Below are 26,413 nucleotides of genomic sequence, written 5' to 3'. Positions count from 1 at the left end.
TGTTCCCCGCGCCCCCAAGAGGGCAATCTTCTAGGCCGAGCCCCTCAGGGCGGAGCCCCCCGCGGTGGGCCGCGTAGGGCGGGCCGTTCTCCTCGGGAGCGTTGTGGGTTGCGCGCGCTGTTCCCCACGTGCCCAGGAGGGCAATCTTCTAGGGGCGCGGGGAACTGCGCGACCAGCCACATCCGACCAGCAGATACGCACCAGCCGTGGCCGGGCCCGCCACCCCGACCCCCCTCACGGCGGAGCCCCCCGCGCTGGGCCGCGAATGTCCCCGTCAAGGCAGACTGGCCCGCATGACCTCCGCACCCCCCACCCCCCTCCTCCGCATCGGCCTCCTCGGCACCGGCCCCTGGGCCGGCCGCACCCACGCCCCCGCCCTCGCAGCCCACCCCGAAGTCGACTTCGTCGGCGTTTGGGGCCGCCGCCCCGAAGCCGCCGCCAAGATCGCCGAAGCGCACTCCACCACCGCGTACGACGACGTCGACGCCCTCTTCGCCGCCTGCGACGCCGTCGCGATCGCCCTCCCCCCGGACATCCAGGCCCCCCTCGCCGTCCGCGCCGCGCGGGCCGGCTGCCACCTCCTCCTCGACAAGCCGGTGGCCACCACGGCGGACGGCGCCCGTCAGGTCGCGGAGGCGGCCGAGGCCGCAGGTGTCGCCTCCGTCGTCTTCTTCACCCTCCGCTTCGCCGCCGGCACCGCCCCCTGGATCGCCGAACAGGCCGCCACCGACGGCTGGTTCACCGCCTGCGCGCACTGGCTGGGCGCCTTCTTCCGGCCCGGCGCGGCCGGCACGTCCGGCACGGCGGACCCGCATGCCGCCTCCCCGTGGCGCGGCGAGAAGGGCGCCCTGTGGGACGTCGGCCCGCACGCCCTCTCCGTACTGCTGCCCACCCTCGGCGACGTGACGGGCCTGACCGCGGTTCCCGGCCCCGGCGACACCGTCCACCTGACTCTCCGTCACACCTCCGGTGCCTCCAGCACCGCCGCCCTGAGCCTGACCGCCCCGCCCGAGGCGTCCGGCGTCGACATCGAACTCCGCGGCACCGCGGGCGTGCACCCCCTGCCTGCGGTGTGGGGAGCGGGCGTGGACTCCTTCGGCACGGCGATCAGCGCCCTTCTGGAGGCGGCCCGCACCGGCACCCCGCACCCCTGTGACGCCCGCTTCGGCCTCCACGTCACGGAGATCCTGGCGCAGGCGGACGCGGCTCTGAACGCGACCGCGAAGCAGACCACGGCATGACCGGCCCCGCCGCCCGGGACACTCCGGACACCTCAGCAGCCTTCCGCGCCCCGGACGAAGCGCTGCCGGCCAAGTGACCCCCGGGTCACGCGGCGAAACCGAGCACCGTCCACCTCCGCGAGCTGATACGCCCATGTCGCCGACCTCGCCCGCACCCACCGCGTACACGCCGTCGACCCGGTAGGGGATCCGGGCCTCGGCGCGGCGGATCCCGCGCGCCCACTGCGTACGATCGCCGACCAGGCCACCTGGCTGGACGCCGTCCTGAACGGCACCGGCAAGGCACCGGCACCGCTGGCGGCCACGCCCGCACCCGCACCGCAAAAGGTGCTCCCGTCACCGGTCCGAGCCCCACCCCCGGCGAGCTGCGCCCCCTGCGCCCCCGCCCCCACCCCCTGATCATGCTCGCCGAGCGCGGCCGTACCTACGACTCCCGCAAGGTCGCCTCGCGGGACGCCGAGCTCCTCCCGGCGGCCACCACCGCCGTACTCCCGTACGTCGGCGGCTGAGCCGCCGCAGGGTTTCTCAGTTGCCGAGCCGCCCCATGGCGTCCCGTACCGCCTCCTCCGTACGTCCCACCACGGCCGTCCCGTCGTCGGCCGTGATGATCGGCCGCTGGATCAGCTTCGGGTGTGCGGCGAGCGCGGCGACCCACCGGTCCCGTGCCGCCGCCTCCCGCGGCCACCCCCGTACGCCCAGCTCCTTGGCCGCGGCCTCCTGGGTCCGCGTGATGTCCCACGGCTCAAGCCCGAGCCGCCCCAGCACCTCCCGGATCTCCCCTTCATCCGGTACGTCGTCGAGGTAGCGCCGCACGGTGTACTCGGCCCCCTCCTCGTCCAGCAGCTGTACCGCCGAGCGGCACTTGGAACACGCGGGGTTGATCCAGATCTCCATGCCCCAACGGTACCCCCGGCCCCACCGCCCACCCGGCCTCAAACGGCCCCTGGCCAGGGCCGATTGTCAGTGGTGCCCAGTAAAATGAGAAGCGTCCGAGAGGGTCCGTGACCGCCTCAGGAGGATGCCCGTGACCGCTGCCGCACTGATGACCAACGCCCGCCCCCACAAGCCGAAGACCGGCCGTGGCGTCGCGCCGAAACCGCTCCGCAAGAAGCCCCTCCCGGCCGGCCGGCCGCGCGAGTGGTACATCTCCCACAACCGCCGCCTCAAGGCCATGCGCCTGGCGATAGCCCTGATGGACACCGGGGTCTACGTCCCCGAGAAGGCGACCAACCGCAAGATCCGCGCCACGGCCGCGCGCGTAGGCATCCACCCGCCGTCCAACACCACCTGCCGCCTGGTCCGCGAGCTCATCCGCGACGAGATGAGCTAGCCGGACCTTCGTGAAACCGGGAGGGCTGTGCCTGCGGGAATCCGCAGGCACAGCCCTCCCGTGCACTCACGCCACCGCCGCCACCGCACCCTCCGGCGCCCCCGCCCGCCCCCAGCTCATCCGCGACCACGGCAGGGCCAGCTCCCCGGTGCCGGTGACCGTGTGCGGCGCCAGGTCCTCGACCCGTCGCGCCTCGCGGTGCCTGGCGAAGACCGAGTCGGCGTACCGGTGCCCGGTGTCGGCCGCCAGGAACAGTACGGTCCGGTCCGGTTCGAGCCCCCGCTCCCAGCGGGCGGCGAGATACCCGGCCCCGGTGGAGAGCCCGGCGAACACCGCGTGCCGCCGCAGCAGGTCGACGCTCCCGGACAGGGCCGTGCCAAAGGACATCCAGTGCACCGTGTCGTACTGCGTGTGCGCCACGTTCCCGAAGGGGATCGAGCTGCCGATCCCGGCGATGATGATCTCCGGATCGGCCACCTGCTCGCTGCCGAAGGTGACACTGCCGTACGGCTGTACACCGGTCAGCCGCACCCTGGGGTCGCTCTCCCGCAGGTACCGGGCCAGCGCCCCCGTCGACGCCCCCGACCCCACCCCGCCGACCAGGGTGAGCCGCCGGGGGTCCGTACCGCTGCGGGCGAGACTCCCGCGGACGAGGTCGGCGACCGCCCGGTAGCCGAGGTAGTGGATGTCGTCGTGGTACTGGCGCATCCAGTGGTACGAGGGGTGGGCGCGCAGTATCTCGCCGATCCGGGCGACCCGCCGCTTCTGGTCGAGCTTGAGGTCGTCGCACGGCTCCATCTGCTCCAACTCCACGCCCAGCACCTCCAGTTGGGTGCGGAGCGTGCGGTCCACCGTTGAGGAACCGACGATGAGGCAGCGCATCTGGTACCGGTGGCAGGCCAGCGCCAGTGCGTACGCGTAGATCCCGCTGGAGCTGTCCACCAGGGTGTCCCCGCGCCGCACCGCCCCGGTGTCGAGCAGATGGCGTACGGCGGCCAGGGCGGAGACCACCTTCATGGTCTCAAAGCGCAGGCAGAGCAGCCCCTCGTCGAGCCGGACCAGATCCGGGCGGCCGATCGAATCCGCTATGTGCGTGTCCATGACGTGCGGGTCCCGTATGTGCGTGTCCATGCGACAACTCCTCGAAGGGGAGGGAAGAAGGGGGAGGGGCGGTAGGGGCGGTAGGGGTGAAGGGGGAGAAGGGAGGGTGCGGGACGAAGGGCGGGTACGTCGCGAACACCCGGACCGCCGGGAGCCCCAGTCCGTCCAGCGCGCGTACGCACTCCCGCACCCGCCGCCGCAGCCCGCCGCCCGCCGGGTCGAGCAGCAGTCCGGCGACGCTGCCGCTGTGCGCGATCTGCACCCCGACGGCACCCGCCCGTTCAGCGGTCTCCGCCAGCGCCGTCTCCAGGGCGCCGAACTCCGGGTGCCGCAACCGCCGTTGGCCGAGCCGGGCACTCTCGGTGGCGACCCGCCCCAGCAGTACCGGATCGCCCGCCCGCACCGCCCGCCGCAGCAGGTCCCGCAACCGGGCGTACGTGTCCAGCTCGGTGGCGGACCCGGTGTGCGGCGCGGGCAGCGCCAGGGTGTCCACCGGCCTGCCGCCGCCCAGCGCGCAGCCGACGACGACCACCGGCGGCAGCGCCCCGCCGAACACCTCCAGCACCCGCCCCTCCCGCTGCGCGAACAGCGCGGGCCGCCCGCCGTCCAGCATCAGCGGATCGCACGCCCCCTCGGCCCGTACCGCGAGCCGGGCGAGCGTCCCGGGGTGCGGGCGTACCCCGAAGGCGTCCGCGACGGCCCGCAGCGCCGCGATCACATCACTGCTGGACGAACCCATCCCCAGGCCCACGGGGAGGTCGCCCGTCAGCCTCAACGCGCCTCCGCAGACCGGCACACGGGCCCTGCTGCGGCACTCCTCGGCCATCAGGACCGCAGCCCGCCGCGCCTTGGTCCGCCCGGCGGGCTCCACCGTCACCTCCCCGGGCCGTGTGCCGGGGCGCGGCACGAACACCGCCCGGCTGCCCGGGGCGCCCGGCCCGTGCATCGGCAGCGTCACCAGCCCCGCGCACCCGTTCCCCTCCGCGTCCCGGAAGACGCCCTGGAGGATCTCGCCGTGGTGACAGGACGCGTGCCCCGCCCCCGTACGGAAGACAGGCACGGCGGCGACGGCCGTCATACGACACCACCCGCCCGGTACCGGTACAGCACCGTCTCCTCCGCACTGAACTGCGAGAACGGGAACGGCTCTGCCGACACCGCGCTCACCCCCGCCCCCAGGAACGCCCGCGCCACCGCACTCCCGGTCTGCGCGTACACCACCAGCGGCACGCCCCGCTCCCGGCACCTGGCCAGGACCGTGTCGAACGACCCGTTGCTCAGGGTCATTCCGGTGGCCACCACCGCGTCCGCCGCGTCCAGTACCTCGGCCATGTCCCGGGTCACCGGGTCGCCCCACTGCGTCGTACGCAGGTTCAGATCGCACAGCAGCGGCACCCCGCCGCGCTCCCGGATCGCCGCCACCAGCGGGTTGACGACGCCGATCAGGGCGACCTTGGCGCCCTGCGGGATGTCCAGGAGGCCGGTGATCGCCGCGTCCCTGGCCACCGCCCGTACCTCCGGCGGCCCGGCCGGCAGGGTCACCGGCTCCGCGTCCGCCTCCCGGTGCGGCCGGACCGCCGCCAGATACGCGTCCAGTGCGGCGATCCGCACCGGCCGGGCCGGGTCGCGCAACAGCGTCCCCAGCGAACTCCCCGACATCGCCCCGCAGATCCCCGCGTCCAGCTCGTCCGCCTCGAAGGCACAGGCCCCGAAGGCGCCGCCGACCCGCACCAGCACGTACTGGTTCAGATAGGTGGTGGTGCCGCCCGCCAGCCGGGTCCCGTGATGCACCCAGAACACACTGGTGGCCGTCAACTCCTCGGGGAGCGGCCCGTGTTCACCGGCCAGCACCTCCGCGAGAAGCAGTTCCGTCCCCGTACTCCCGATCACGTCCATGACGCCTCCCTTTCCTCGTTCACTCGATCAGTCATGTCGTCCATGTCGTCCATGCCGTCGCGCACCGGCCCCCGGTAGGCGACCGCGAAGTGGCCCAGCGCATCCGGTCCGACCTCCGCCTCCACCTCGAAGACCTCCGCGAGCAGCGACCCCGTCAGTACGTCGGCGGGCGCCCCCGCCGCGACCAGCCGGCCGCCCTGCATCAGCAGCAGCCGGTCGCAGTACCGGGCGGCCAGCGACAGGTCGTGCAGCGCCACCAGCACCGTCTGACCGCTCGCCGACAGCAGCTCCATCAGCTCCAACTGGTGCTTCACATCAAGGTGGTTGGTCGGCTCGTCCAGGAGGACCGCGTACGGCCGCTGCGCCAGCGCCCGCGCCAAATGCGCCCGCTGCCGCTCGCCCCCGGAGAGCGCCTTCCACTCCCGGTCCGCGAGTTCCGTCAGCCCGACCCGCTCCAGGGCCGCCGCCACCACCGCGAGATCCGTCGCACTCGCCCCGCCCCACCGGCTGCGGAACGGGGTCCGGCCGAGCCCCACCACCTCCGCGACCCGCAGCTCGCTCCCCACGTCCACGGCCTGCTCGACGAAGGCGACCCGCCGTGCGATGCGCCGCGCGCTCCACCCCCGTACGTCCTGGCCGTCGTACGAAACGCAGCCGGTGTCCGGCGTACGCAGTCCGGCCAGGCAGCGCAGCAGCGACGACTTGCCCGACCCGTTCGGCCCGATCAGCGCCACCGTCTCGCCGGGCGCGACCTCCAACGAGACGTCCCGCACCACCGCCTTGCCGCCCACCGACCAGGTCAGCCCCTGCGCGCCGATCCTCACAACTCTCCCCTTCTCCGCAGCACCAGCAGGAACAACGGCACCCCGAGCAACGCCGTGAACACCCCCACCGGCACCTCCTGCGGCGCGAACGCCACCCGGGCCAGCGCATCCGTCCACACCAGGAACACCGCCCCGGCCACAGCCGAGAACGGCAGCAGCACCCGGTGCAGCGGCCCCACCAGGAACCGCACCCCGTGCGGCACGATCAGTCCCACGAACCCGATCGCTCCCACCGCCGCGACCGCGACCGCCGCCATCAGCGACGTCACCACCAACAGCACCCACCGGGTCCGCCGCACCTCGACGCCCAGCGAAGACGCGGTGTCCGCACCGAACGAAAACCCGTCCAGCGAACCGGAGTTGGCCCATACGACGGCGAACCCGAGGGCCGTCACCACCGCACACACCAGCACCGCGTCCCACCGTGCCGAAGCCATCGACCCCAGCAGCCACTGCGTGATCGCCCGGACGATGTCCGCGTCCCCCGACGCCATCAGCACCAGGGAGGTCAGCGCCGTGAACAACTGCGCCACCACCACGCCCGTCAGCACGATCCGCACCGAGTCGAGCCCGCTGCGCCTGAGCAGCAGCATCAGCAGCCCGAACGACAACAGCGCCCCCACGAAGGCCCCGCCACTCACCCCGAGCGCCTGCGCCCCGTACCCGAACACCACGACGACCACGGCTCCGGTCGATGCCCCCGAGGACACCCCGAGCAGATACGGATCGGCGAGCGCGTTGCGCGTCACGGCCTGCAGCACCGCCCCGCACACCGCGAGCGCCGCCCCGACCAGCGCGGCCAGCAGCACCCGGGGCACCCGCAAGTCCCAGATCAGCGAGTCCAGCAGGCGCGCCGCCGGCGCGCCGCCGGCCCCGAGACCCAGCCGCGAACCGAAGGCCCGCGCCAGATCCCCGTAACCGACCTCGGTCGACCCGATCCGAACGGACACCGCGACCGACCCCAGCAACACGGCGGACGCGACCACGAACAGCACGGCCGTACGCACGGTCCGGGGCCGGACGGCAGCCGCCGAACTCTCCCGAGCGGAAAGCTCCGGCAGCTCCGGCAGCTCCGGCAACTCCCGGGCGGCCGGATCCAGAAGGTCGACCCGCTCGGCCGGAGCCGGCAGATCGGCCCGCGCGCCCGGAGCCGGCAGATCGACCCGCGCGCCGGGATCCAGTACGTCGCCCCGCGCGCCCGGCCCGTCCCTATCGCCCGGCATGACCCAGCGCCTTCATGCCCGCCGTCAGCCGGGGCAGCGCGTCCACGGTCCGCACCGACGGGTCCATCTCCGTCCCCGGAACCGTGATGAAGCGGTTCTTGCGCACCGCGTCCAGCTGCGCCATCACCGGATTGCCGCGTATCGCCGCCAGCTTGTCCGCCGCGCTGTCGCCCGGCTTGCCGCGCTCCGAAAGATCACCGACCACGATGAAGTCCGGGTTCCGCTTGGCGACCTCCTCCCAGGTGACGGACGGCCAGTCCTCGTCCAGGTCGTCGAAGGCGTTCTTCGCCCCGGCGATCCGGCTCATCTCACTCGCCATGGCGGTCTTCCCGGCGACGTACGGAGCATCGCCGTACACCGAGTACACCCACACCGCGCGCGGCGCGCCCCGCACTCCGGCCGAGTCCTTCGCCGCCTTGTCGAGCATGGCCCGCTGGTCCCGTACGAGCTTCTCGGCGCGCTCCTCGACGCCGAAGACCTTCCCGAGGTTCCGGTAGTCCTCAAGGAGCAGGTCGAAGGGGGACTTCCCGGCGGCGTTCTGCTGGGGGCAGTCGACCGCGCTCAGGAACGTCGGCAGTCCCAGCGCGGCCAGTTCCTCCCGCGTCCCCGCCCGGTCCTTGGTGAAGTGGTCGTTGAAACCGGCCACCGCCAAGTCCGGTGCGGCTGCACGTAGTTGCTCGCCACCGAGCAGCTTCGGACTCAGCACCGGCACCTTTCCGTACGCCTCCCGGTACTCCGGCGCGATCTTCGTCTTGAGGTTGGAGGTGCCCGCCATCCGGTCTTGGAGCCCCAGCTCAAGCAGCACTTCTGTCGCGGACTGGTCGAGCGTGACGGCACGTTTCGGCGCCCCGGTGAACGACAACTGCCGCCCGCAGCTGGTGACCTTCACGACCTCCGCCGCCTTGTCGCCTGCGGCCTGCGGCGTGGAGGTCGCAGGCCCTGAACAGCCGACGGCGGCGAGGGAGGCGAGGGAGAGGGTCAGCGCGACGGCGCCGACCCGGACGGAACGGGACATGGGTCCTCCGGAGCAGTGAGGGCAGAAGGCCGGAAACCGCATTCAGGTGCTGACGCGGCCCGGAACGAGCGCTACTGTAACGGTAATCATTTTCATTAAGCTAGCCCCCTGGGTCCGGGCACCCCTGCCCGCGCCCCGATCCAGCACCTCAACCCCCTGCCTCTCAGCGGGAGTTGGTGTGCAACGAAATCCCAGGAGCTCACCCCCAGTGACGACATCCCACCCCCGCCACCCCGCTCCGAAGTCGGAGCCTCCGCCCACCGAAGAGCCGCGCCCCGACGAGCTGCGCCCCGACGAGCCGCCCGCCCGTTCCGTCCTCCTGGACATCCGCTTCCTGCGTCTGTGGACCGGCACCACCGCCTCCGGTCTCGCGACCTGGGCCCTGCCCTTCGTGCTTGGCCTCGCCGTCCTCGACCGCACCCTCAGCGCGGCGGCCCTGGGCCTGCTCCTGGCCGCCCGTACCGCCGGATTCCTGATAGCCGTGGCGGTCGGCGGAGTCCTCGCCGACCGCCACACCCGGCGCGGCGTCGTCCTGTGGGCGGCCCTCGCGGCCGCGGTCGCAGCCCCCCTGCTGGCGGCCGGACTCGGCCGTTCGCTCCTCCTCATGGCGGCCGCGGCGGCGCTGGCCGGTGCGGGCCAGGGCGCGTGCCGCCCCGCCTTCCAGGCACTCACCGCCGAAGTCGTCGCCCCGCCGCAGCGCCAGCAGGCCAATGCGGCGATGACCCTGTCCGTACGCGTCACCACGCTCACAGGACCGGCCCTGACCGCGCTGCTCGCGGTATTCCTCGACACCGCGACCCTGCTCCTGGGCATCGGCCTGCTCTGGCTGGCCGCCGCGCTGGTCCCGGGCCGGGGCACTTTGGCGAAGCCCGCACCACAGGACGAGGGAGCACCCGCCCCGCACGACGACGCAGCCCCCGCCCCCCGCCCCTCCCTCCGCGCCGAGTTCGTCGACGGCCTGCGCGAGGCCCGCCGACACCCCTGGTTCCTGGCCGGACTCGGCGCGCTCACCACCGTCATCGCCACCGGCTACTCCGCCACCGGCGTGGCCCTGCCCCTGATCAGCCGCGACCGCTACGGCACCGAGGTCGTCCTGGCCGCCGCCATGACCGCCTACACACTCGGCGCCCTGGGCGGCGCCCTCCTCATGGCTCGCTGGCGCCCCCGCTCCCAGGGCCGCACCGCTCTCCTGGGCCTGGCCTGCTACGGCTTCGCCCCGCTCGGCCTGGCCCTGCCCGTACACCCCGCCGTCGTCATCGGCGCGTACGTCCTCGCGGGCATCGGCATCGAACTCTTCAACGTCCCCTGGTTCACCGCCACCCAGCGCGAGGTCGCCCCCGACAAACTCGCCCGGGTCTCCTCCCTCGACTTCCTCCTCTCCTACGGCCTGGCCCCCCTGGGCCTCGCCCTCATCGCCCCCGCCGTCACCGCCTTCGGCCCCACCCCCGTCCTCCTGACCTGCGCCGCCCTCTGCTTCCTCGCCCCCGCGGCGGCCACCCTCGCCCCGGGCGCCCGCCACTTCTCCCCTGCGGCCGGCGCGAAATGACGACGGAGCCCCGCCACCGCGCGAAAGCGGTGACGGGGCTCCGTGGACGACCGGGTGCGGCCTAGAGGTCGAAGTACAGCTCGAACTCGTGCGGGTGCGGGCGCAGCTGGATCGGGGCGATCTCCTGCGTGCGCTTGAAGTCGATCCACGTCTCGATCAGGTCGGGGGTGAAGACACCGCCGGCCAGGAGGTACTCGTGGTCGGCCTCAAGCGCGTCGAGGACAGCCGGCAGCGAGGTCGGGACCTGCTGGACGCCCGCGTGCTCCTCGGGGGCCAGCTCGTAGAGGTCCTTGTCGATCGGCTCCGGCGGCTCGATCTTGTTCTTGACGCCGTCCAGGCCGGCCATCAGGAGCGCCGAGAAGGCCAGGTACGGGTTGGAGGACGGGTCCGGGGCGCGGAACTCGACGCGCTTGGCCTTCGGGTTGGAGCCCGTGATCGGGATGCGCATCGCGGCGGAGCGGTTGCGCTGCGAGTACACCATGTTGACCGGGGCCTCGAAGCCGGGGACCAGGCGGTGGTAGGAGTTCACCGTCGGGTTGGTGAAGGCCAGCAGCGACGGGGCGTGCTTGAGGATGCCGCCGATGTAGTAGCGGGCCATGTCCGAGAGGCCCGCGTAGCCCTGCTCGTCGTAGAACAGCGGGATGCCGTTCTGCCACAGCGACTGGTGGACGTGCATGCCCGAGCCGTTGTCACCGAAGATCGGCTTCGGCATGAAGGTCGCGGTCTTGCCGTTCTTCCAGGCGACGTTCTTCACGATGTACTTGAAGAGCATCAGGTCGTCGGCCGCGGCGAGCAGCGTGTTGAACTTGTAGTTGATCTCCGCCTGGCCTGCGGTGCCCACCTCATGGTGCTGGCGCTCGACCTGGAGGCCGTTCTTGTCCAGCTCCAGGGAGATCTCGGCACGGAGGTCGGCGAAGTGGTCGACCGGCGGGGTCGGGAAGTAGCCGCCCTTGTAGCGGACCTTGTAGCCGCGGTTGTTCTCCTCCGAACCGGTGTTCCAGGCGCCGGCCTCGGAGTCGATGTGGTAGAAGCTCTCGTTCGCCGACGTCGCGAAGCGGACGCTGTCGAAGACGTAGAACTCGGCCTCGGGACCGAAGTACGCGGTGTCCGCGAAGCCGGTGGAGGCCAGGTACGCCTCCGCCTTCTTGGCGATGTTGCGCGGGTCGCGGCTGTACTGCTCGCCCGTGATCGGGTCGTGGATGAAGAAGTTGATGTTGAGCGTCTTGTCCTTGCGGAACGGGTCCAGGCGGGCCGTCGACAGGTCGGCGCGCAGCGCCATGTCGGACTCGTGGATGGCCTGGAAGCCGCGGATCGACGAACCGTCGAAGGCCAGCTCCTCGTCCGGGTCGAAGACCGCTGCGGGGATCGTGAAGTGCTGCATCACACCCGGCAGGTCGCAGAACCTGACGTCCACGAACTTGACGTCGTTGTCCGCGATGAACTTCTTGGCTTCGTCGGCGTTCCCGAACATCCAGCTCCTCCTACTCCCGCCCGGGGCCGGGCGGGGTTGCCGCTATATGCGGGTCTCCATGCGGGCCAGTGCGGTGGCGCACGCTGGCGTCGACCATAGGCAGACGGGATTTCTCCAGCATGACCCATTTGTTTCGCCCAAGTTAACCAGCCCGGCGCGACAGTGCCCCGTCGAGCCGCTACGGCGCTCCGCCGCGTCGGTAAAGGCGCTGCCCGCCGGCCCGCTCCGACCCTGCCCCGGCCGGACCGGGACGAAGGGGGGCGCAGTACCTTTGTCGGGTGGACAACAGGCAAGCAATCGGATCGTGGCTCTCCGGGCCGCGCGCGGCGGCCGAAGAGATGGGCGCCGACTTCGGGCACCGGGGCAAGCGCCTCGGCCTGCCCCCCGAGGGCCCCGGCTCGGTGGCCCCGCTGGGCCGCCGCTTCGGCGCCCTCTTCGTCGACTGGGGGCTGTGCCTGCTCATCGCGTACGGGCTCTTCGCCCGCGGCGACTCACAGGCGGCGGGCAACTACGCGCTCGGCATCTTCCTTGTGCTGCACGTACTGACCGTCGGCACCCTGGGCTTCACCCCCGGCAAGCGCATCTTCGGCGTGCGGCTCGCCTCCGAGCACGGCGGGCGGCTGGCCTTCGGCTGGGCAGCGGTGCGCAGCGTGCTGCTCTGCCTGGCGATCCCGGCGCTGATCTGGGACCGCGACGGCCGCGGCCTGCACGACCGGCTGGCCCGCGCCGTACAGGTGCGGATGTAACCGGCGTACGTACGCGGATGCCACCGGCCCACGTATACGCGGGTGCAACCGGCTCACGTACGGGAGAACAGCAGGACGGCCCCGGAACCTCGAAGGTTCCGGGGCCGTCTTCTGCGTAGAAGGAACGGGGAGGAAGGTCAGCGGCCGCGCGGCATCTTCATGCCCTTGGTGCCGGGCATCGGACCCTTGGGAACCGGCATATTGCTCATCAAATCGCCCATCGCGCGCAGCCGGTCGTTGGTCGCGGTGACCTGCGGGCCGGTGAGGGTGCGGGGGAGCTTGAGCATCTTGGTGCGGACCTTCTTCAGCGGCACCTGGTCCTCGCCGTTGCCGACGATGATGTCGGTCACGGGGACGTCGCCGCCGACGATGCGGGCCATCTTCTTCTTCTCGGCCGCGAGCAGCGTCTTCAGCCGGTTCGGGTTGCCCTCGGCGACCAGGACGATGCCGGCCTTGCCGACCGCCCGGTGCACGACGTCCTGGTTGCGGTTCATCGCGACCGCCGGAGTCGTCGTCCAGCCGCGGCCCACGTTGTCCAGCACGGCCGCCGCAGCTCCCGGCTGTCCTTCCATCTGCCCGAAGGCGGCCCGCTCGGCGCGGCGTCCGAAGACGATCGCCATCGCGAGGAAGGCCAGCAGGAAGCCCAGAATGCCCAGGTAGACCGGGTGGCCGATGAGGAAGCCGAGGCCGAGGAGGACACCGAATACGACGATGCCCACGCCCGCGACGATCAGACCCACCTTGGGGTCATTCCGCCGCGTCATCTTGTACGTCAGGGCAATCTGCTTGAGTCGCCCGGGGTTCGCAGTGTCCGCGTTCGCTGCGCGTTCCTTCCTCGCCATACGAGAAAGTTTACGTTGCCTAGGACGTACGAGCGGACACGGCCTCCAGGACGTGCTGTGTCTCGACCCTGTCCTTCGCCCGGCGCCGGTCCTCAAGGACGGCGGTCCAGGCGTTCCGGCGTGCGGTGCGCTGTCCGGTGCCGATCAGCAGCGACTCGACGGCGCGCAACGCGTCGGTGACGGACGGGAGGGCGTTGGCGCGTACGGCCTGCATGTCGGGGGTCCCCCTCGAAGACGGAACGGCGGAAGTGCGTGACGGCGGAACTGCGGTGCGTAAAGCCAGGGTCACTGATTGGTGTTACCAGTGCGTGACCGGCCGGTCAAACACCGATGAAACCTTGACGGTACGGGCGAAAACGCTGACGCGGCCCGTACGACGCCCCGACCTGCGGCATTCGCGCGGGCCGCGTCATTACGGCCAGTACTTGTCAGTAACTGCTTGTGAGTCGATTCACACGGTGCCGGTGGCGGCGACCGGTGTACCGCGCCGTTCCATCGCCTGACCGAAGAGACGGCCCGCGCGGTACGAGGACCGGACCAGCGGCCCGGACATCACACCGGAGTAGCCGATCGCGTCGGCCTCGTCCTTCAGCTCGACGAACTCCGCCGGCTTCACCCAGCGCTCGACGGGGTGGTGCCGCGGCGAGGGCCGCAGGTACTGCGTGATCGTGATGAGCTCGCAGCCCGCCTCGTGCAGGTCCTTCAGCGCCTCGCTGACCTCTTCACGGGTCTCGCCCATGCCGAGGATCAGGTTCGACTTGGTGATCAGACCGGCCGCACGCGCCTTGGTGATGACGTCCAGCGAACGCTCGTAACGGAAGCCGGGGCGGATGCGCTTGAAGATGCGCGGCACCGTCTCCACGTTGTGCGCGAAGACCTCGGGGCGGGACTCGAAGACGATGTCGAGCAGCTCGGGGACCGCGTTGAAGTCCGGAGCGAGCAGCTCCACCTTGGTGCGGCCCAGCTCGCGGCCGGCCGTCTGCTGGTGGATCTGGCGGACCGTCTCCGCGTACAGCCAGGCACCGCCGTCCTCCAGGTCGTCGCGTGCGACGCCCGTGATGGTGGCGTAGTTCAGGTCCATGGTGACGACGGACTCGCCCACGCGGCGCGGCTCGTCACGGTCCAGGGCCTCGGGCTTGCCCGTGTCGATCTGGCAGAAGTCACAGCGCCTCGTGCACTGGTCACCGCCGATGAGGAAGGTCGCCTCGCGGTCCTCCCAGCATTCGTAGATGTTGGGACAACCAGCCTCCTGGCACACCGTGTGCAGTCCTTCGCCCTTCACCAGGGCCTGCATCTTGGTGTACTCGGGGCCCATCTTCGCCCGGGTCTTGATCCACTCGGGCTTGCGCTCGATGGGGGTCTGGCTGTTCCGGACCTCCAGACGCAGCATCTTGCGTCCGTCGGGTGCGACAGCGGACACGTCCAGCTCCCTACGACTTCGATTCTTCGGCGGACACCAGGGTACGCCCGATATTTGCATGGCTCTACGTCCGCCCAACCCTGGGCGGGACGGGGTAATTCCCTAGGCGGGGGCCTTTTCGACCGCCCGGGGCGCGGGCGTGGACTCCTCCATCACCGCGGTCAGGTGCTTCTCGACCACCGGCAGTACGTCCTCGATGGTGAGATCGCGGCCCAGCTCGTTGGCGAGCGAGGCGACGCCCGCGTCACGGATGCCGCACGGGACGATCCGGTCGAACCAGGTGTTGTCCGGGTTCACGTTCAGCGAGAAGCCGTGCATCGTGACGCCCTTGGCGACGCGGATGCCGATCGCGGCGAGCTTGCGGTCCTCGCGCCGCTGGCCGGCGTTCGAGGGCGCGTACTCGGGACCGTTCAGCCGGGCGTCGAACTCGGGGTCCGTCAGCCGCGGGTCGAAGTCCAGGGAGAGGCCGCCGATCTGCGGGCGCTGCTCGACCGGGTCGCCCAGGACCCAGACGCCGCTGCGGCCCTCGATCCGGGTCGTCTCCAGACCCAGCTCCGCACAGCTGCGGATCAGGGCCTCTTCGAGGCGGCGTACGTGCGCCACGACGTCGACCGGGCGGGGCAGCTTCTGGATCGGGTAGCCGACGAGCTGACCGGGACCGTGCCAGGTGATCTTGCCGCCCCGGTCCACGTCGACCACGGGGGTGCCGTCCAGGGGGCGCTCGCTGTCCTCGGTGCGCCGTCCCGCCGTGTAGACGGGCGGGTGCTCAAGGAGCAGACAGGTGTCGGGCACCTCGTCGGCGAAGCGGGCGGCGTGCACCTCACGCTGCTTCTGCCAGGCCTCCCGGTACTCGACGGCATCGTCGCCGAATCCCAGTCGGACAAACCGCAGCTCACTCACGGTGGTGTCTCCTTCGTTTCGCCACGCCCCCAGCCACTGTACGGCGGCGGGAGAAGAGGCCCATGGGCAGGGCGGATGCACGGGGTCTCCGTCAGCGCCTTCGGAGAATCGTCACACGATCGGATGAAGCAGAGGCGCAGAGGTCCGTTGCGGGGCCCAGGGTCGCTAAATTCACGCCGTTCCATGAGGGCTGCCAGCCGGGGCCCGGAAGGCAGGAGAGCTCAGAGCTGATGACGGAACGACCTCCGCAGCGCATCCCCAACCGACAGCTCGCCACGCTCATCGCAGAAGCGGGATTCTCCAACGCGGGCCTGGCCAGACGGGTGGACCAGCTGGGACTGGAGCACGGGCTCGATCTGCGGTACGACAAGACCTCGGTCACCCGCTGGCTGCGCGGTCAGCAGCCGCGCGGCACCACCCCCGCACTGATCGCCGAAGTGTTCACGAGGAGGCTGGGCAGACGGCTGTCCGCGCAGGACCTCGGGCTCGACGCGTGTGCCCCCGTGTACGCGGGGCTCGAATTCGCGGCCACGCCCGAGGAGGCCGTGGACATCGTGAGCGGGCTGTGGCGCAAGGACTCCGGCAGCCATGCCGAGCTGCGCAAGATCGCGTTCACCCCGGCCGGGCTCGTCGTGCCCAGCCGGGACTGGCTGATCGGCCGGGCCGACGACCGGGTCGGACGCGGTGAACCTCCTGCGCTGAACGGTGCAGGTGCGGCCCGGGTCCCGGCCCAGGGCGGCCGGCCCGCCACCGCGGTGCTGCCCCGGCAGCGGCAGACCGACCGGGGGCCGGGCCAGCGGGTCACCATGGGCGACATCGCGGCCCTGCGCTCGGTGGCCGATTTGTTTCGCACGCTGGATCACGCGTACGGCGGCGGGCACGCCAGGCAGGCCCTCGTGCGTTATCTGGAGCACGAGGTGGAACCGATGCTCAGGGGGGTCTATGGGGAGTCGACGGGCCGGCGGCTGTTCTCGGCCGCCGCCGATCTGACCCGGCTGGCGGGCTGGACGTCGTACGACATCGCGGCGCACGGCCTCGCCCAGCGGTACTTCGTGCAGGCCCTGCGCCTCGCGCAGGCGGCCGGCGACCGGGCGTACGGGTCGTACGTCCTGGTGACGATGAGCAGGCAGGCGGTCTACCTCGGGCACGGGCGGGAGGCCGTGCAGCTGGCGCGGGTCGCCCAGCAGGGGGTGGGGTCGTCGGCGCCACCGGTCGTCCAGGCGATGCTGCACGCCGTGGAGGCGCGCGGGCACGGGGTGCTCGGTGAGGTGCGGGCCTGTACGTCGTCGCTGGTGCGGGCGGAGCGGGCGATGGAGGCCGCGCGGCCGGGGGACGACGTACCGCACTGGGCGAAGTTCTTCGACGAGGCGCAGCTGGCCGACGAGTTCGGGCACTGTCACCGGGACCTGCAGCAGTACCGGGCGGCGGCGCAGCACGCGGAGAAGTCCTTGCAGCTGCGGCCGCACGGGTACGCGCGCAGCCGGCTGTTCTGCCGGGTGGTCCTCGCGCAGGCGCGGCTCGGGCTCGGGGAGCTGGACCAGGCGTGCACGCTGGGCGCGGAGGCGGCGCAGCAGGCCTCCGAGATGCGGTCGGCGCGGGCGACGGAGTACGTGCGGGAATTCGAGCGGCGCCTGGAGCCGTACCGCGACGCGGCCGCGGTCCGGGGATACCGGGACCGGGTCGCCGCACTGGGCTGAAGGCGGTCCCGGTCCCCGCAGGGGTCGGCTTCCGGCCGGGAGTGCGATCCCGGCCGGGAGGCCCGCCTCGAGAGGACCCGGCCGGGGGTCCTGGCCGTCGTGCGCACCCGGGGCGTTGGGTGTGGCTGCCGGTCGGGTGGTGGGTGAGCTGCGGGAGGATCAGGCGGCCGCGCGCAGCTCCTCGGCCGGGTTCCCGGAGGGGATGCCGAAGTCCCGCAGGATCTCCTGCGCGGCCCGGCGGCCCGAGTGCAGCGCGCCCTGCACGGTGCTCGTCTCGCGGTGGTCGCCGCAGACGTACAGCCCGGACAGCAGCCGGACCGGCCGGCGTACGTCGTGCGGCGCGGGCATCGCGGGCACGGCGTCCGGGTCGTGGTGGACGGCCAGGAGCTCCCAGTCGTCCGTCGGCGTCCCGTACAGCCGGGACAGGTGGGAGCGGACCCGGTCGTCCAGCCCTGGCGGGGGAGTGCCCAGGACCGTGGAGGAGATCAGCGCGTGGCCGTCGGGCGCGCGCGTGGGGTCGACCGCGCTGACGACGGAGGTGTGCGAGACGGGGCCACTCCGGTCGGCGTCCAGTACCAGGGCGGATCCGGTCGGGGGTGCCGAGCGGGTGGTGTGGTGCAGGACGGTGACGGGGTGGAAGTCGGGGACACGCAGTCCGGGCAGCAGCTCGGCGGCGGCGCGGGCGCCGGTCGCCAGGAGCAGGGAGCGGCAGCCGAGGTCGCCGTCCTCCTTGGTGCTGACGGAGGAGATGGAGGCGCCCGTGACGTGCACTCCGGTACGGACCGTGCCGGGCGGCAGTGTCGCGGCGAGGAGCTCGGGCAAGGACCTGGCGCCGCCCTCCGGTACGCACAGCCGGCCGCGGGCGAAACCGCGCAGGGCGAGGTCGGCGCACCGGCTGGAGGTGGTGAGGTCGGGGTCGGAGAGCAGTGCCGACAACAGGGGCCGCAGGAAGCCGTTGACCGTACGGGGCGGCAGGCCGCGGCGGAACAGGGCCTGCAGGGCCGGGAGTTCGGGCCTGGCGAGCAGGCGCTCGACGGGGGTGGCGGCGAACCGGCCCAGCGCCGCGCTCAGCCTGGCCTGGTCGAGAGGGCCGCCGAGCGGTCCGGGAGGACGTGGCCGGGGGGCGCTCGCTAGGGCGCGTGCCGCGGTGAGTGCGCCCCGCGCGCTCCGTTTTCCGCCCGTCTCGCCGGTCTCACCCGCGCGGTAGTGCCGGCCCTCGCTGTGCACGAGGACTCCGGGTGCGTACGGGCGCAGGACGAGGTCCTCCAGGCCCGGGGTCCGCAGCAGTTCCGGGTAGGCGGTGCTGAGCACCTGGCCGATCCGGTCGAGCCGGAACCCGTCGATCACATCGGTGGACATCCGGCCGCCGAGGTAAGGGGCGGCCTCCAGGACGCTGACCGTTACTCCGGCGTTGATGAGCTGGTGGGCCGCACGGAGTCCAGCGACTCCGGCCCCCACGATGACGACGTCCGCATGGTGTGCTGTGGTGAGCACGTGCCCCTCCCCGAGGTCGGCGCGGCTGTGGTGCAGGGCTCATGCCCCCGACAGCCTTGCGGAATACCCGTTTGGAGGGTGCAGCGTAGAAGTCGCCGCGGGCTCCGCGGCAGGCGCACACCTCCCGTGCACTGATGCACGGCGGTCGCACGAGGGTGGAGAACCGGTCAAGAAGTGCTCGGTGAACGGTCAAGTGTGTTCATGAAGTTGAGTCAATTGGTGCGCAATGCCGCCCCGATCGCGTCGTCGACGGACGGGAACGCGAACGCGAACCCGGACTCCAGCAGCCGCCGCGGCACCACCCGCTGACTGCCCAGCACGTCCCCCGCCAGCTCCCCGAGCGCGACCTGCAGCACGGGCTTCGGCACCGCGAACAGGGTGGGGCGGTGCAGCACCCGCCCCATCGCCGCCGTCACCTCCCGGTTGGTGACCGGCTCGGGGGCGGTCAGGTTCACCGGACCCGACAGCGACTCGGTGTCGATCAGATGCCGCAGCGCCGCCACCTCGTCGTGCAGCGCGATGAAGCTCCAGTACTGCCGTCCGCTGCCGAGCCGCCCGCCCAGCCCCGCCCGGAAGATCGGGAAGAGCCTGCCCCAGGCCCCGCCGCCGCGCGCCACGACCAGACCGGTGCGGGGGAACACCGTCCGGATCCCCGCTTCCTCGGCGGGCGCGGCGGCCTCCTCCCACTCCACGCACAGCGACGGCAGGAACCCGTCGCCGGGCGGCGCCTCCTCGTCGACCGCGCGGTCCCCGGTCTCCCCGTAATAACCGAGTGCGGACCCGCTGACGAACACCCGCGGCGGCGCGTCGAGCGAGGCGACGGCCTCGGCGATCGCCGCCGTGCCGAGCAGCCTGCTCTCCCGCAGCTCCCGCTTGTACGCGTCCGTCCACCGGTGGTCGCCGATGCCCGCCCCGGCCAGGTGCACCACCGCCTCGCAGCCGACCAGGCCGCGGGTGTCCACGTAACTCCGCCTGGGGTCCCAGGTGACCTCGTCCCCGGCCCTGGCCGGGCGTCGTACAAGACGCACCACCTCGTGCCCGTCCGCGCGCAGGGAACGTACAAGTGCCGTACCGATGAGGCCCGTAGAGCCCGTGACTGCGATCCGCATGGGGCCATCCTGCCCCGGGACACGGTGTGCGCGCGCTCCGTGGCACAGTGGCGCCATGTCCGAGCCGCACGGCAGCCCTGCCGCCTCAGCCGTCCCGCCCGCCTACGCGATCCGCACCGCCACCCTGGGCGACGACGCGGAGATCGGCCGGGTCGACCGGGAGACCTGGTCGCCGCTGAGCGCGGTGACTCCGGCGCCCGAGCCGCCGTACGGCCCCTGCTTCGACGACGGCCACCGGCCCGAGGACGTCCTCGTCGCGGTGGACCCGAACGGGGGGATCTGCGGCTACGTCCGGCTGGTGCCGCCCACCCCGCTCGCCGCCAACAGGCACGTCCTCCAGATCAACGGCCTCGCCGTCGCCGACGAGGCCCGCGGCCGGGGCCTCGGGCGGGCGCTGCTGCGGGCCGCGGGCGACGAGGCGCGCCGGCGCGGCGTCCGGCGGCTCACCCTGCGGGTGCTCGGCCCCAACGCACCCGCGCGGGCGCTGTACGAGACGGAGGGATACGCGGTGGAGGGGGTGCTGCCCGGCGAGTTCTTCCTGCACGGGGAGTACGTGGACGACGTGCTGATGGGCAAGGTGCTCTGACGGGCAGGGCTTCCGGGGGCAGGGTGGATGACGCCGCCCGGCTGAGCGGGGGCGGTCCGCCGAACGGCAGGAACGGGACACAGCGGGCATAGTGATCAGCAGTGCCACGTGGCCGCCCGTTGTCGTCAGCCCGGAGGAGCCTGAGCGCGATGAGCTCCGTCCGCGCGCGTCGAGGGGACGAGGTCCCCAAGTGGCTCAGGGGCGAGAAGCCCGCGCTCTGGCTGCGGCTGCTGCCCCTGGCCGTCCTGGTGCTGCTGGCCCTGGCCGACCGCATCACACCGGCCGACGTCGAGCTGAGCTACTACCTCGCCGCACTGCCCCCGCTCGCCGCCCTGCTGTACGGGCCGGTGATCACCGCGCTCATGGGGGTGGCGGTGACCCTCTCCGCTGTACACGGCGGCGAGGACTGGGGTCACCGCGACGGGGTGCTGCTCTCCCTGGTGCTGCTCTGCGCGACGAGCGTGGTCGTCTCCTGGACGCGCGTCCGCAGGGACGCCCGGCTGGTGACCGTCGGGACGGCAGCCGAGGTCGCCCAGTTCGCGGTACTGCCCCCGCTGCCGGCCTCCGTCGGCCGAGTGCACTGCGCCGGTCTCTACCGGGCCGCCGAGCTGGGCGCGCTGGTGAGCGGGGACCTGTACGACGTCCGCGGCGGCCCCCACGGAGTACGGGCGGTGCTCGCCGACGTGGAGGGGCACGGGCCCGGCGCGGTCGCCACCGTATCGGCGCTGCTCGGCGCCTTCCGCGAGGCGGCGCTCGACGACGCCGACCTGCCCGCGGTCGCCGCGCGGCTCGACCGGCGGCTGGTCGTCGACTCGGCCGCGGTGGAGCACGCGGAACTGTTCGCGACGGCCGTGCTCATGGAGTTCGCCGAGGACGGCCGGTCCGTCCGGGTGGTCTCCTGCGGCCACCCGCCGCCCCTGCTGCTGCGGGACGCACGCGTCACCGAGATGCGGCTCGACCCGGCCCCGCCGCTGGGCCTCGGGCTGACCGGGATCGGACCGCCGGCGGTCACCGTCGTACCGCTGGAACCCTGCGACCGCATCCTGGCCCACACCGACGGCATTACCGAGGCCCGCAACGGGGCCGGGGAGTTCTACCCCCTGGCCGAACGGCTCCAGGCACTCGCCCCGGCCGCCGGAGCAACGGGAGACCTCGCGGACCTCGCTGAGGCGGTCCAGAGAGACCTGGTGCGCTTCGCGGCCCGGGTGGAGGACGACGTGGCCCTGCTGCTTCTGGAACCGGACCCGGAGAACTGCGAGGACGGGGTGCCTGTTCTCTGAGCGGGGCGGCTTTTAGGGGTGCAGGGCCGTATTGATGTGTGGCTTTGCCGCGTGGGCGCGACCAGCCACGACGGAGCCGCAGATGGGCGACGCACCTCACCGCACCCTCAGCGGAGGCTCATGCCCCCGGTCAGTTCGCGCAAGCAGCGCGCGGCCAGCTCGGCGGGGGAGCCGGGGCCCTTGACGGGTGCCTCGGTACGGGCCCACTCCTCCAGCGCCGTACGGATGGCCGCGGTCGCCGCGGCTGCGGCGAGCCGCACCTCAAGAGGGTCGGCGGACTCCCCGGCGAGCGCGCCCAGGACGGGGATCAGACGCTCCTCGGACTCCTGGTTCACCCGGTACCAGACGGCCCGCAGCGCGGCGTCCTGCTCGGCGGCACGCAGCAGCCCACGGGTCCAGTCGAGCTGCTCGGCGGCCTCGTCGTCGGGCGCGGCCAGGGACTGGGCCACCGCCCGCTCCAGCGCCGTCAGCACGCCCGCCCCGGGCTCGGCCGCCGCGAGCAGTGCGCGCCACTGGTCGCCGCCGCCGGAGAGCAGCGGGGCGACGGCGTCCTGCTTGCTGCGGAAGTACCGGTAGAAGGTGCGCAGCGCCACCCCCGCGCGCGTGGCGATGGCCTCGGCGGTGGTGCCGTCCGGGCCGTGCTCGGCGAACAGCTCGGCGGCGGCGCGTGCGATGTCGAGCTGGGTGGCGGCCTTCCGTCGCTCGGTGAGGGAGGGCTGGGCGGGGGTCGTCGGCTGGGTGCTCACCACGGAAGCGTACGCCGGGGGCAGCCACATGTGCACATATTGACGCTATGGCAAAACGTGCCATGAAGGCGTAACGTGTACGTCAGGAAGGTCAGAAGCCCTCTGCCGGGCCCCGTGGAACCGCGAAATCGGAGAAGAGAACCATGAAGCGTTACGAAGGCCGCCGCGTCCTGATCAGTGGTGCGGGCTCCGGCATCGGCCGTGCCACCGTGCACCGCGTGCTCGCGGAGGGCGGCCGGGTCGTCGCCGTCGACGTCAACGAGGCCGGCCTGAAGGAGACCGCCGGGCAGGCCGCGGCGGCGGGCGTGTCCGACCGCCTCACCACGGCCGTGCTGGACATCTCCGACGAGGCCTCGGTGAAGGCGGGCGTCGCCGCTGCCGTGGAGACCCTCGGCGGTCTCGACGTCCTGGTCAACGCGGCCGGAATCCTGCGTTCCTCGCACACCCACGAGACCACGCTTGACTTCTTCAACAAGGTGATCGCGGTCAACCTGACCGGCACCTTCCTGATGATCCGCGAGTCGATACCGGCCCTGCTCGCCGGCGACAAGCCGGTCGTCGTCAACTTCTCGTCGACGTCGGCCTCGTTCGCCCACCCGTACATGTCGGCGTACGCGGCGAGCAAGGGCGGCATCCAGTCCATGACGCACGCCATCGCCGCCGAGTACAGCAAGCAGGGTCTGCGTGCGGTGTCCGTCGCCCCCGGCTCGATCGCCTCCGACATGACCAGCGGCAAGGGCCCTGGTCTGCCCGAGGACGCCGACATGACGCTCTTCATGAAGCTCGCCCCGGCGATCGGCGCGGGCTTCGCGGGGGCCGAGACGGTCGCGGGCGTGGTGGCGATGCTGGGTTCGCAGGACGGGGCGTTCATCACGGGCACCGAGATCCGCATCGACGGCGGCACGCACTACTGAGGGGGGTGGGGGCGGGGCGGTCGCGAGCGCGTGCGGTCGGGAGGGGGCGTGCTCTGCGTGGGGCCGCCCCCTTGCCCACCCTTCCCCAAGCTCTCGGCTCCGCTCGAGCAGGGGAGACCCCACTCGCCCACGCTGCAGATGTGCGTGCCAGGGCACGCGACCGCGGCAAGATCCGCCGGACAGGTCCTAGTCGCCGAACCGCTCCCAAAGCTGCGGAAAGCGGTCCGCAAGGACACCGTCGTCGTCCAGGTCCAGAGCCGTCCCCTCCGGCTCGGCCGCCTGCGGCGGGACCCCGAGGTCCGGAGCCACCGCCCCCGTCAGCTGTTCGTACGCCTCGTCCGCCGCGTACCCCAACTCCTCCCCGTCCCCGTCGATCTCGTCGTCGAAATCGTCGAGCAGCCCGGCCAGATCGTCCGGCTCGTGCAGCGCGCCCTCGAAGACCTCCCGGCCCTGGCCGATCAGCCAGCACCGGAAGTAGTCGAAGGCATCGTCGTTCGCGGACCCGAGGAGCACCGCCGCCGCCCCCCACAGGTCCCACCGGTACGCGCGGTTGTACCGCACCTCGAAGTGTCTGGCGAAGTCGAGCACGGCGTCGGGGTCCAGTTGGAGCAGTCGCTCGACCAGCAGGTCGGCGTGATCCTCGGGGTCGCCCTCGGCGGCCACGCGGGTGCTGTCGACCGTCTCCCAGAATTCCGTCTCGTCCATCACGAGGTCCAGCATCGGGCTTACGCGGGTGCGGCGCACGCGGAGCGCACGGATGAGGGCTGTCTCGTTACTCACGTCCGGGCGCCGGCACGGCGGCGATTCGGGTATTAATCCCGACAGAAGGTGTCTGGTTTGGGCGGCATCCTCGTGCGTATCGCATCGGAACGACGAAGGAGCCGTGATGAACTCGAAACACTCGAAGCACTCGACGCACTCCGTGCAGCCGGACCTGACCGGCCGGATCACCCTCGTCGCGGGCGCGACGCGCGGCGCCGGACGCGCCATCGCCGTGGAACTGGGGGCGATGGGCGCGACGGTGTACGTCACCGGGCGCACCACCCGCGAGAAGGTCAGCGAGGTCGGCCGGACGACGGAGACGATCGAGGAGACCGCGGAACTGGTGACGGCGGCGGGCGGCGAGGGCATCGCCGTCCCCACCGACCACCTGGAGGCCGATCAGGTCCGGGCCCTGGCCGAGCGGATCGACCGGGAGCGCGGGCGGCTCGATGTACTCGTCAACGACATCTGGGGCGGCGAGCACCTGATCGAGTTCGGCAAGAAGAAGATGTGGGAGACCGAACTCGCGCGCGGCATGCGGATGTTGGAGCTCGGGGTGAAGAGCCACATCATCACCAGCAGCTGTGTGCTGCCGCTGCTGGTGCGCCATGAGGGCGGGCTCGTCGTCGAGATCACGGACGGCACCGCCGAGTCGAACAAGGGGTACCGCGAGGACTTCTACTACGACCTCGCGAAGAACGCGCCGATCCGGATGGCGTCGAACCTGTCGCACGATCTGGCGGACGTGGGCGGAACGGCGGTCTCCGTGACCCCCGGATTCCTGCGCTCCGAGCAGATGCTCGACCACTTCGGGGTGACCGAGGCGAACTGGCGCGACGCGATCGCGAAGGAACCGACCTTCGCGATCGCGGAGTCACCGGTGTACGTGGGACGGGCCGTGGCCCACCTGGCCGCGGACCCGTCGCGGGCCCGGTGGAGCGGACAGTCGCTGTCCAGCGGGCAGTTGGCGCGGGAGTACGGATTCACGGACGCGGACGGGTCGCGGCCGGATGCGTGGGGGTATTTGTCGCGGGTGATGGGGGGAGAGGAGGGGGTCTTGGCGGCCGAGTACAGGTGAGCTGGGCCGGGGGAGTGCGGGCGCGTCTCGGCTGGTCGCGCAGGGTGGTCGTCGTGCGGGTGCGTCGTGGCTGATCGCGCAGTTCCCCGCGCCCCTAAATGCCTGCCCCTTGCCCCCGAGCCTCCTTGGGCAGCGGGGCCGCCCCCCGGGGGCGGAACGGGTGGGCAAGGGGGCGGCCCCACGCGGAGCACGCCCCCCCTGCCCACCCCCTCACCCGTAAAGCTGCCCCATCCCCCGCACCGCCCCCACAACCATCCTCCGCAGTTCCTCCGGCCCCCTCACCTCCACCTCCGCCCCCAGCCCCAGCAGCTGCGCGCACGCCACTTCCACCGACTCCACCGGCACGGTGACCTGTACCCAGCCCCGGGCGTCCGGTGGGGACGCCCGGGAGAGGGCCTCGCGGGCGGCGGTGGGGTTCAGGGTGTGGGGGAGTGCGCGGGTGCCCGCGGGGGACAGGCGCAGGACTGCCTCCGTCCGCAGGATCGACCGGGCGAAATCCGCCGCTCTCGACTCCCAGAAGGCCGGCAGGTCGAAGTCATCGGCACGTACGAAATGCTCGTCCGACACGGCGACCGCCGCGAAGCGGTCCAGCCGGTACACGCGGAAGTCCCCCGACCCGGCCCGCGCGCACACGTACCAGATGCCGGCCTTGAGCACGAGCCCGTACGGTTCGAGGCGGCGCTCCACCTCCCGGTCCCGCCGCCCGTACCGCGTGTCGACGATCCGGTCGTCCCACACGGCCTCCGCCACCGCGGGCAGTAGTTCGGGGGTCTGTGGCTCCTGGTACCAGCCGGGAGCGTCCAGGTGGAAGCGCTGTGCGGCGGTCGAGGAGGCGTCGCGGAGTGAGGGCATGAGGGCCGCCGAAACCTTCAGGCGGGCCGCCGACGCCGCGTCCTGGAGGCCCATCTCCCGCAGTGCGCCCGGCAGTCCGGACAGGAAGAGTGCTTCCGCCTCGCTGCGGGCGAGCCCCGTCAGGCGGGTCCGGTAGCCGCCGATCAGGCGGTAGCCGCCCGCCCTGCCCCGGTCCGCGTACACCGGGACGCCCGCCTCGGAGAGTGCGGCCGCGTCCCGGGTGACCGTCCGCTCGGAGACCTCCAGCTCCTGCGCCAGCTCGGCGGCCGTCATCATCGGCCGGGACTGGAGCAGCAGCACCATCTTGATCAAACGGGCAGCGCGCATGAGGTCATCATGC

The 26,413-nt window shown here is 72.2% G+C and carries 26 protein-coding genes; 9 read left to right on the top strand and 17 right to left on the bottom strand.

All coding sequences use genetic code 11. The annotated features are described in order from the left end of the window. The first annotated feature begins 293 nt into the window (after nt 1–293). A complete protein-coding gene (locus AB0D18_RS24500) occupies nt 294–1,241 on the top strand; it encodes a Gfo/Idh/MocA family oxidoreductase (protein WP_362422299.1) in 948 nt (315 codons plus the stop codon). A 525-nt stretch (nt 1,242–1,766) separates the two neighbouring features. On the opposite strand, the gene AB0D18_RS24495 is transcribed toward AB0D18_RS24500, so the two are convergent. After that, complete coding sequence (locus AB0D18_RS24495) at nt 1,767–2,135, bottom strand: arsenate reductase family protein (protein ID WP_362422296.1); 369 nt, start codon at nt 2,133–2,135, stop codon at nt 1,767–1,769. 148 nt (nt 2,136–2,283) lie between these two features. On the opposite strand from AB0D18_RS24495, the gene AB0D18_RS24490 reads away from it, so the two are divergent. After that, nucleotides 2,284–2,571, top strand: coding sequence for a hypothetical protein (locus tag AB0D18_RS24490; protein ID WP_362422519.1), 288 nt, complete (start codon nt 2,284–2,286; stop codon nt 2,569–2,571). Nucleotides 2,572–2,637: 66 nt separating this feature from the next. Here AB0D18_RS24490 and AB0D18_RS24485 read toward each other — a convergent pair whose 3' ends face one another. Genes AB0D18_RS24485 through AB0D18_RS24460 form a run of 6 tightly spaced genes read right to left on the bottom strand, consistent with a single transcriptional unit; the run spans nt 2,638 to nt 8,630 of the window. Continuing rightward, a complete protein-coding gene (locus AB0D18_RS24485; RefSeq protein ID WP_362422516.1) occupies nt 2,638–3,672 on the bottom strand; it encodes a pyridoxal-phosphate dependent enzyme in 1,035 nt (344 codons plus the stop codon). Then, complete coding sequence (locus AB0D18_RS24480; RefSeq protein ID WP_362422293.1) at nt 3,593–4,750, bottom strand: GHMP kinase; 1,158 nt, start codon at nt 4,748–4,750, stop codon at nt 3,593–3,595. Before AB0D18_RS24480 ends, AB0D18_RS24485 begins: the two co-directional genes overlap by 80 nt. Next, nucleotides 4,747–5,568 carry a DUF364 domain-containing protein gene (locus AB0D18_RS24475; RefSeq protein ID WP_362422290.1) on the bottom strand — a complete coding sequence of 274 codons (822 nt, stop codon included), beginning with the start codon at nt 5,566–5,568 and terminating at the stop codon, nt 4,747–4,749. The genes AB0D18_RS24480 and AB0D18_RS24475 overlap by 4 nt, the downstream gene beginning before the upstream one ends. Next, a complete protein-coding gene (locus tag AB0D18_RS24470; protein ID WP_362422287.1) occupies nt 5,559–6,392 on the bottom strand; it encodes an ABC transporter ATP-binding protein in 834 nt (277 codons plus the stop codon). The genes AB0D18_RS24475 and AB0D18_RS24470 overlap by 10 nt, the downstream gene beginning before the upstream one ends. Next, nucleotides 6,389–7,615 (bottom strand): iron ABC transporter permease, encoded by a 1,227-nt coding sequence (locus AB0D18_RS24465; protein WP_362422284.1) that lies wholly within the window; start codon nt 7,613–7,615, stop codon nt 6,389–6,391. The genes AB0D18_RS24470 and AB0D18_RS24465 overlap by 4 nt, the downstream gene beginning before the upstream one ends. Beyond that, nucleotides 7,602–8,630, bottom strand: a complete 1,029-nt coding sequence (locus tag AB0D18_RS24460) for an ABC transporter substrate-binding protein (protein WP_362422281.1) — start codon at nt 8,628–8,630, stop codon at nt 7,602–7,604. The genes AB0D18_RS24465 and AB0D18_RS24460 overlap by 14 nt, the downstream gene beginning before the upstream one ends. 334 nt (nt 8,631–8,964) lie before the next feature. Here AB0D18_RS24460 and AB0D18_RS24455 point away from each other — a divergent pair, with 334 nt between their 5' ends. Continuing rightward, nucleotides 8,965–10,176, top strand: a complete 1,212-nt coding sequence (locus tag AB0D18_RS24455) for an MFS transporter (RefSeq protein WP_362422514.1) — start codon at nt 8,965–8,967, stop codon at nt 10,174–10,176. A 61-nt stretch (nt 10,177–10,237) separates the two neighbouring features. On the opposite strand, the gene glnA is transcribed toward AB0D18_RS24455, so the two are convergent. Continuing rightward, nucleotides 10,238–11,647 carry a type I glutamate--ammonia ligase gene (gene glnA, locus AB0D18_RS24450; RefSeq protein WP_362422278.1) on the bottom strand — a complete coding sequence of 470 codons (1,410 nt, stop codon included), beginning with the start codon at nt 11,645–11,647 and terminating at the stop codon, nt 10,238–10,240. A 278-nt stretch (nt 11,648–11,925) separates the two neighbouring features. On the opposite strand from glnA, the gene AB0D18_RS24445 reads away from it, so the two are divergent. Beyond that, nucleotides 11,926–12,393 (top strand): RDD family protein, encoded by a 468-nt coding sequence (locus AB0D18_RS24445; RefSeq protein ID WP_362422275.1) that lies wholly within the window; start codon nt 11,926–11,928, stop codon nt 12,391–12,393. Nucleotides 12,394–12,530: 137 nt separating this feature from the next. On the opposite strand, the gene AB0D18_RS24440 is transcribed toward AB0D18_RS24445, so the two are convergent. From AB0D18_RS24440 to lipB, 4 genes are all read right to left on the bottom strand, one after another. Further along, a complete protein-coding gene (locus AB0D18_RS24440) occupies nt 12,531–13,235 on the bottom strand; it encodes a DUF4191 domain-containing protein (RefSeq protein WP_362422272.1) in 705 nt (234 codons plus the stop codon). A 19-nt stretch (nt 13,236–13,254) separates the two neighbouring features. Then, nucleotides 13,255–13,449 carry a hypothetical protein gene (locus AB0D18_RS24435; RefSeq protein ID WP_362422269.1) on the bottom strand — a complete coding sequence of 65 codons (195 nt, stop codon included), beginning with the start codon at nt 13,447–13,449 and terminating at the stop codon, nt 13,255–13,257. Between the two features lie 237 nt (nt 13,450–13,686). Next, on the bottom strand, nt 13,687–14,655 hold the full coding sequence (gene lipA / locus AB0D18_RS24430; RefSeq protein WP_362422266.1) for a lipoyl synthase: 969 nt from the start codon (nt 14,653–14,655) through the stop codon (nt 13,687–13,689). Between the two features lie 102 nt (nt 14,656–14,757). Further along, nucleotides 14,758–15,555, bottom strand: coding sequence for a lipoyl(octanoyl) transferase LipB (gene lipB, locus AB0D18_RS24425; RefSeq protein ID WP_362422263.1), 798 nt, complete (start codon nt 15,553–15,555; stop codon nt 14,758–14,760). A 230-nt stretch (nt 15,556–15,785) separates the two neighbouring features. On the opposite strand from lipB, the gene AB0D18_RS24420 reads away from it, so the two are divergent. Beyond that, nucleotides 15,786–17,252 (top strand): regulator, encoded by a 1,467-nt coding sequence (locus AB0D18_RS24420; protein WP_362422260.1) that lies wholly within the window; start codon nt 15,786–15,788, stop codon nt 17,250–17,252. Between the two features lie 159 nt (nt 17,253–17,411). Here AB0D18_RS24420 and AB0D18_RS24415 read toward each other — a convergent pair whose 3' ends face one another. Together AB0D18_RS24415 and AB0D18_RS24410 are read right to left on the bottom strand one after the other, a co-directional pair. Beyond that, a complete protein-coding gene (locus tag AB0D18_RS24415; RefSeq protein WP_362422257.1) occupies nt 17,412–18,746 on the bottom strand; it encodes an NAD(P)/FAD-dependent oxidoreductase in 1,335 nt (444 codons plus the stop codon). Nucleotides 18,747–18,958: 212 nt separating this feature from the next. After that, complete coding sequence (locus AB0D18_RS24410) at nt 18,959–19,855, bottom strand: TIGR01777 family oxidoreductase (RefSeq protein WP_362422254.1); 897 nt, start codon at nt 19,853–19,855, stop codon at nt 18,959–18,961. Between the two features lie 55 nt (nt 19,856–19,910). Here AB0D18_RS24410 and AB0D18_RS24405 point away from each other — a divergent pair, with 55 nt between their 5' ends. Then, a complete protein-coding gene (locus AB0D18_RS24405; RefSeq protein ID WP_362422251.1) occupies nt 19,911–20,441 on the top strand; it encodes a GNAT family N-acetyltransferase in 531 nt (176 codons plus the stop codon). A 149-nt stretch (nt 20,442–20,590) separates the two neighbouring features. Beyond that, on the top strand, nt 20,591–21,721 hold the full coding sequence (locus tag AB0D18_RS24400) for a PP2C family protein-serine/threonine phosphatase (protein WP_362422248.1): 1,131 nt from the start codon (nt 20,591–20,593) through the stop codon (nt 21,719–21,721). 107 nt (nt 21,722–21,828) lie between these two features. On the opposite strand, the gene AB0D18_RS24395 is transcribed toward AB0D18_RS24400, so the two are convergent. Next, entirely contained in the window at nt 21,829–22,497 is a 669-nt protein-coding gene (locus AB0D18_RS24395) for a TetR family transcriptional regulator (RefSeq protein WP_362422245.1), read from the bottom strand. Nucleotides 22,498–22,610: 113 nt separating this feature from the next. Here AB0D18_RS24395 and AB0D18_RS24390 point away from each other — a divergent pair, with 113 nt between their 5' ends. Further along, complete coding sequence (locus AB0D18_RS24390) at nt 22,611–23,381, top strand: SDR family oxidoreductase (RefSeq protein ID WP_362422243.1); 771 nt, start codon at nt 22,611–22,613, stop codon at nt 23,379–23,381. 186 nt (nt 23,382–23,567) lie between these two features. Here the strand turns inward: AB0D18_RS24390 and AB0D18_RS24385 are convergent, their stop codons facing one another. Further along, nucleotides 23,568–24,086, bottom strand: coding sequence for a DUF4240 domain-containing protein (locus AB0D18_RS24385; RefSeq protein WP_362422511.1), 519 nt, complete (start codon nt 24,084–24,086; stop codon nt 23,568–23,570). 181 nt (nt 24,087–24,267) lie between these two features. On the opposite strand from AB0D18_RS24385, the gene AB0D18_RS24380 reads away from it, so the two are divergent. Further along, entirely contained in the window at nt 24,268–25,221 is a 954-nt protein-coding gene (locus tag AB0D18_RS24380; protein ID WP_362422240.1) for an SDR family oxidoreductase, read from the top strand. A 210-nt stretch (nt 25,222–25,431) separates the two neighbouring features. Here AB0D18_RS24380 and AB0D18_RS24375 read toward each other — a convergent pair whose 3' ends face one another. Beyond that, complete coding sequence (locus AB0D18_RS24375; protein ID WP_362422237.1) at nt 25,432–26,400, bottom strand: WYL domain-containing protein; 969 nt, start codon at nt 26,398–26,400, stop codon at nt 25,432–25,434. Between the last annotated feature and the right edge of the window lie 13 nt (nt 26,401–26,413).

It is taken from the genome of Streptomyces sp. NPDC048442, assembly GCF_040651475.1.
Classification (GTDB): Bacteria; Actinomycetota; Actinomycetes; order Streptomycetales; family Streptomycetaceae; genus Streptomyces.
Note: the sequence above shows the minus strand (reverse complement) of the source record. Positions and strands in the feature narration are given on the sequence as shown.

Excerpts from the sequence above, each read along its gene's own strand:
- AB0D18_RS24500 (WP_362422299.1), top strand. The coding sequence starts at position 294 with ATGACCTCCGCACCCCCCACCCCCCTCCTCCGCATCGGCCTCCTCGGC.
- AB0D18_RS24495 (WP_362422296.1), bottom strand. The coding sequence starts at position 2,135 with ATGGAGATCTGGATCAACCCCGCGTGTTCCAAGTGCCGCTCGGCGGTA.
- AB0D18_RS24490 (WP_362422519.1), top strand. The coding sequence starts at position 2,284 with ATGACCAACGCCCGCCCCCACAAGCCGAAGACCGGCCGTGGCGTCGCG.
- AB0D18_RS24485 (WP_362422516.1), bottom strand. The coding sequence starts at position 3,672 with ATGGACACGCACATAGCGGATTCGATCGGCCGCCCGGATCTGGTCCGG.
- AB0D18_RS24480 (WP_362422293.1), bottom strand. The coding sequence starts at position 4,750 with ATGACGGCCGTCGCCGCCGTGCCTGTCTTCCGTACGGGGGCGGGGCAC.
- AB0D18_RS24475 (WP_362422290.1), bottom strand. The coding sequence starts at position 5,568 with ATGGACGTGATCGGGAGTACGGGGACGGAACTGCTTCTCGCGGAGGTG.
- AB0D18_RS24465 (WP_362422284.1), bottom strand. The coding sequence starts at position 7,615 with ATGCCGGGCGATAGGGACGGGCCGGGCGCGCGGGGCGACGTACTGGAT.
- AB0D18_RS24460 (WP_362422281.1), bottom strand. The coding sequence starts at position 8,630 with ATGTCCCGTTCCGTCCGGGTCGGCGCCGTCGCGCTGACCCTCTCCCTC.
- glnA (WP_362422278.1), bottom strand. The coding sequence starts at position 11,647 with ATGTTCGGGAACGCCGACGAAGCCAAGAAGTTCATCGCGGACAACGAC.
- AB0D18_RS24440 (WP_362422272.1), bottom strand. The coding sequence starts at position 13,235 with ATGGCGAGGAAGGAACGCGCAGCGAACGCGGACACTGCGAACCCCGGG.
- AB0D18_RS24435 (WP_362422269.1), bottom strand. The coding sequence starts at position 13,449 with ATGCAGGCCGTACGCGCCAACGCCCTCCCGTCCGTCACCGACGCGTTG.
- AB0D18_RS24420 (WP_362422260.1), top strand. The coding sequence starts at position 15,786 with ATGACGGAACGACCTCCGCAGCGCATCCCCAACCGACAGCTCGCCACG.
- AB0D18_RS24410 (WP_362422254.1), bottom strand. The coding sequence starts at position 19,855 with ATGCGGATCGCAGTCACGGGCTCTACGGGCCTCATCGGTACGGCACTT.
- AB0D18_RS24405 (WP_362422251.1), top strand. The coding sequence starts at position 19,911 with ATGTCCGAGCCGCACGGCAGCCCTGCCGCCTCAGCCGTCCCGCCCGCC.
- AB0D18_RS24400 (WP_362422248.1), top strand. The coding sequence starts at position 20,591 with ATGAGCTCCGTCCGCGCGCGTCGAGGGGACGAGGTCCCCAAGTGGCTC.
- AB0D18_RS24395 (WP_362422245.1), bottom strand. The coding sequence starts at position 22,497 with ATGTGGCTGCCCCCGGCGTACGCTTCCGTGGTGAGCACCCAGCCGACG.
- AB0D18_RS24390 (WP_362422243.1), top strand. The coding sequence starts at position 22,611 with ATGAAGCGTTACGAAGGCCGCCGCGTCCTGATCAGTGGTGCGGGCTCC.
- AB0D18_RS24385 (WP_362422511.1), bottom strand. The coding sequence starts at position 24,086 with ATGGACGAGACGGAATTCTGGGAGACGGTCGACAGCACCCGCGTGGCC.
- AB0D18_RS24380 (WP_362422240.1), top strand. The coding sequence starts at position 24,268 with ATGAACTCGAAACACTCGAAGCACTCGACGCACTCCGTGCAGCCGGAC.
- AB0D18_RS24375 (WP_362422237.1), bottom strand. The coding sequence starts at position 26,400 with ATGCGCGCTGCCCGTTTGATCAAGATGGTGCTGCTGCTCCAGTCCCGG.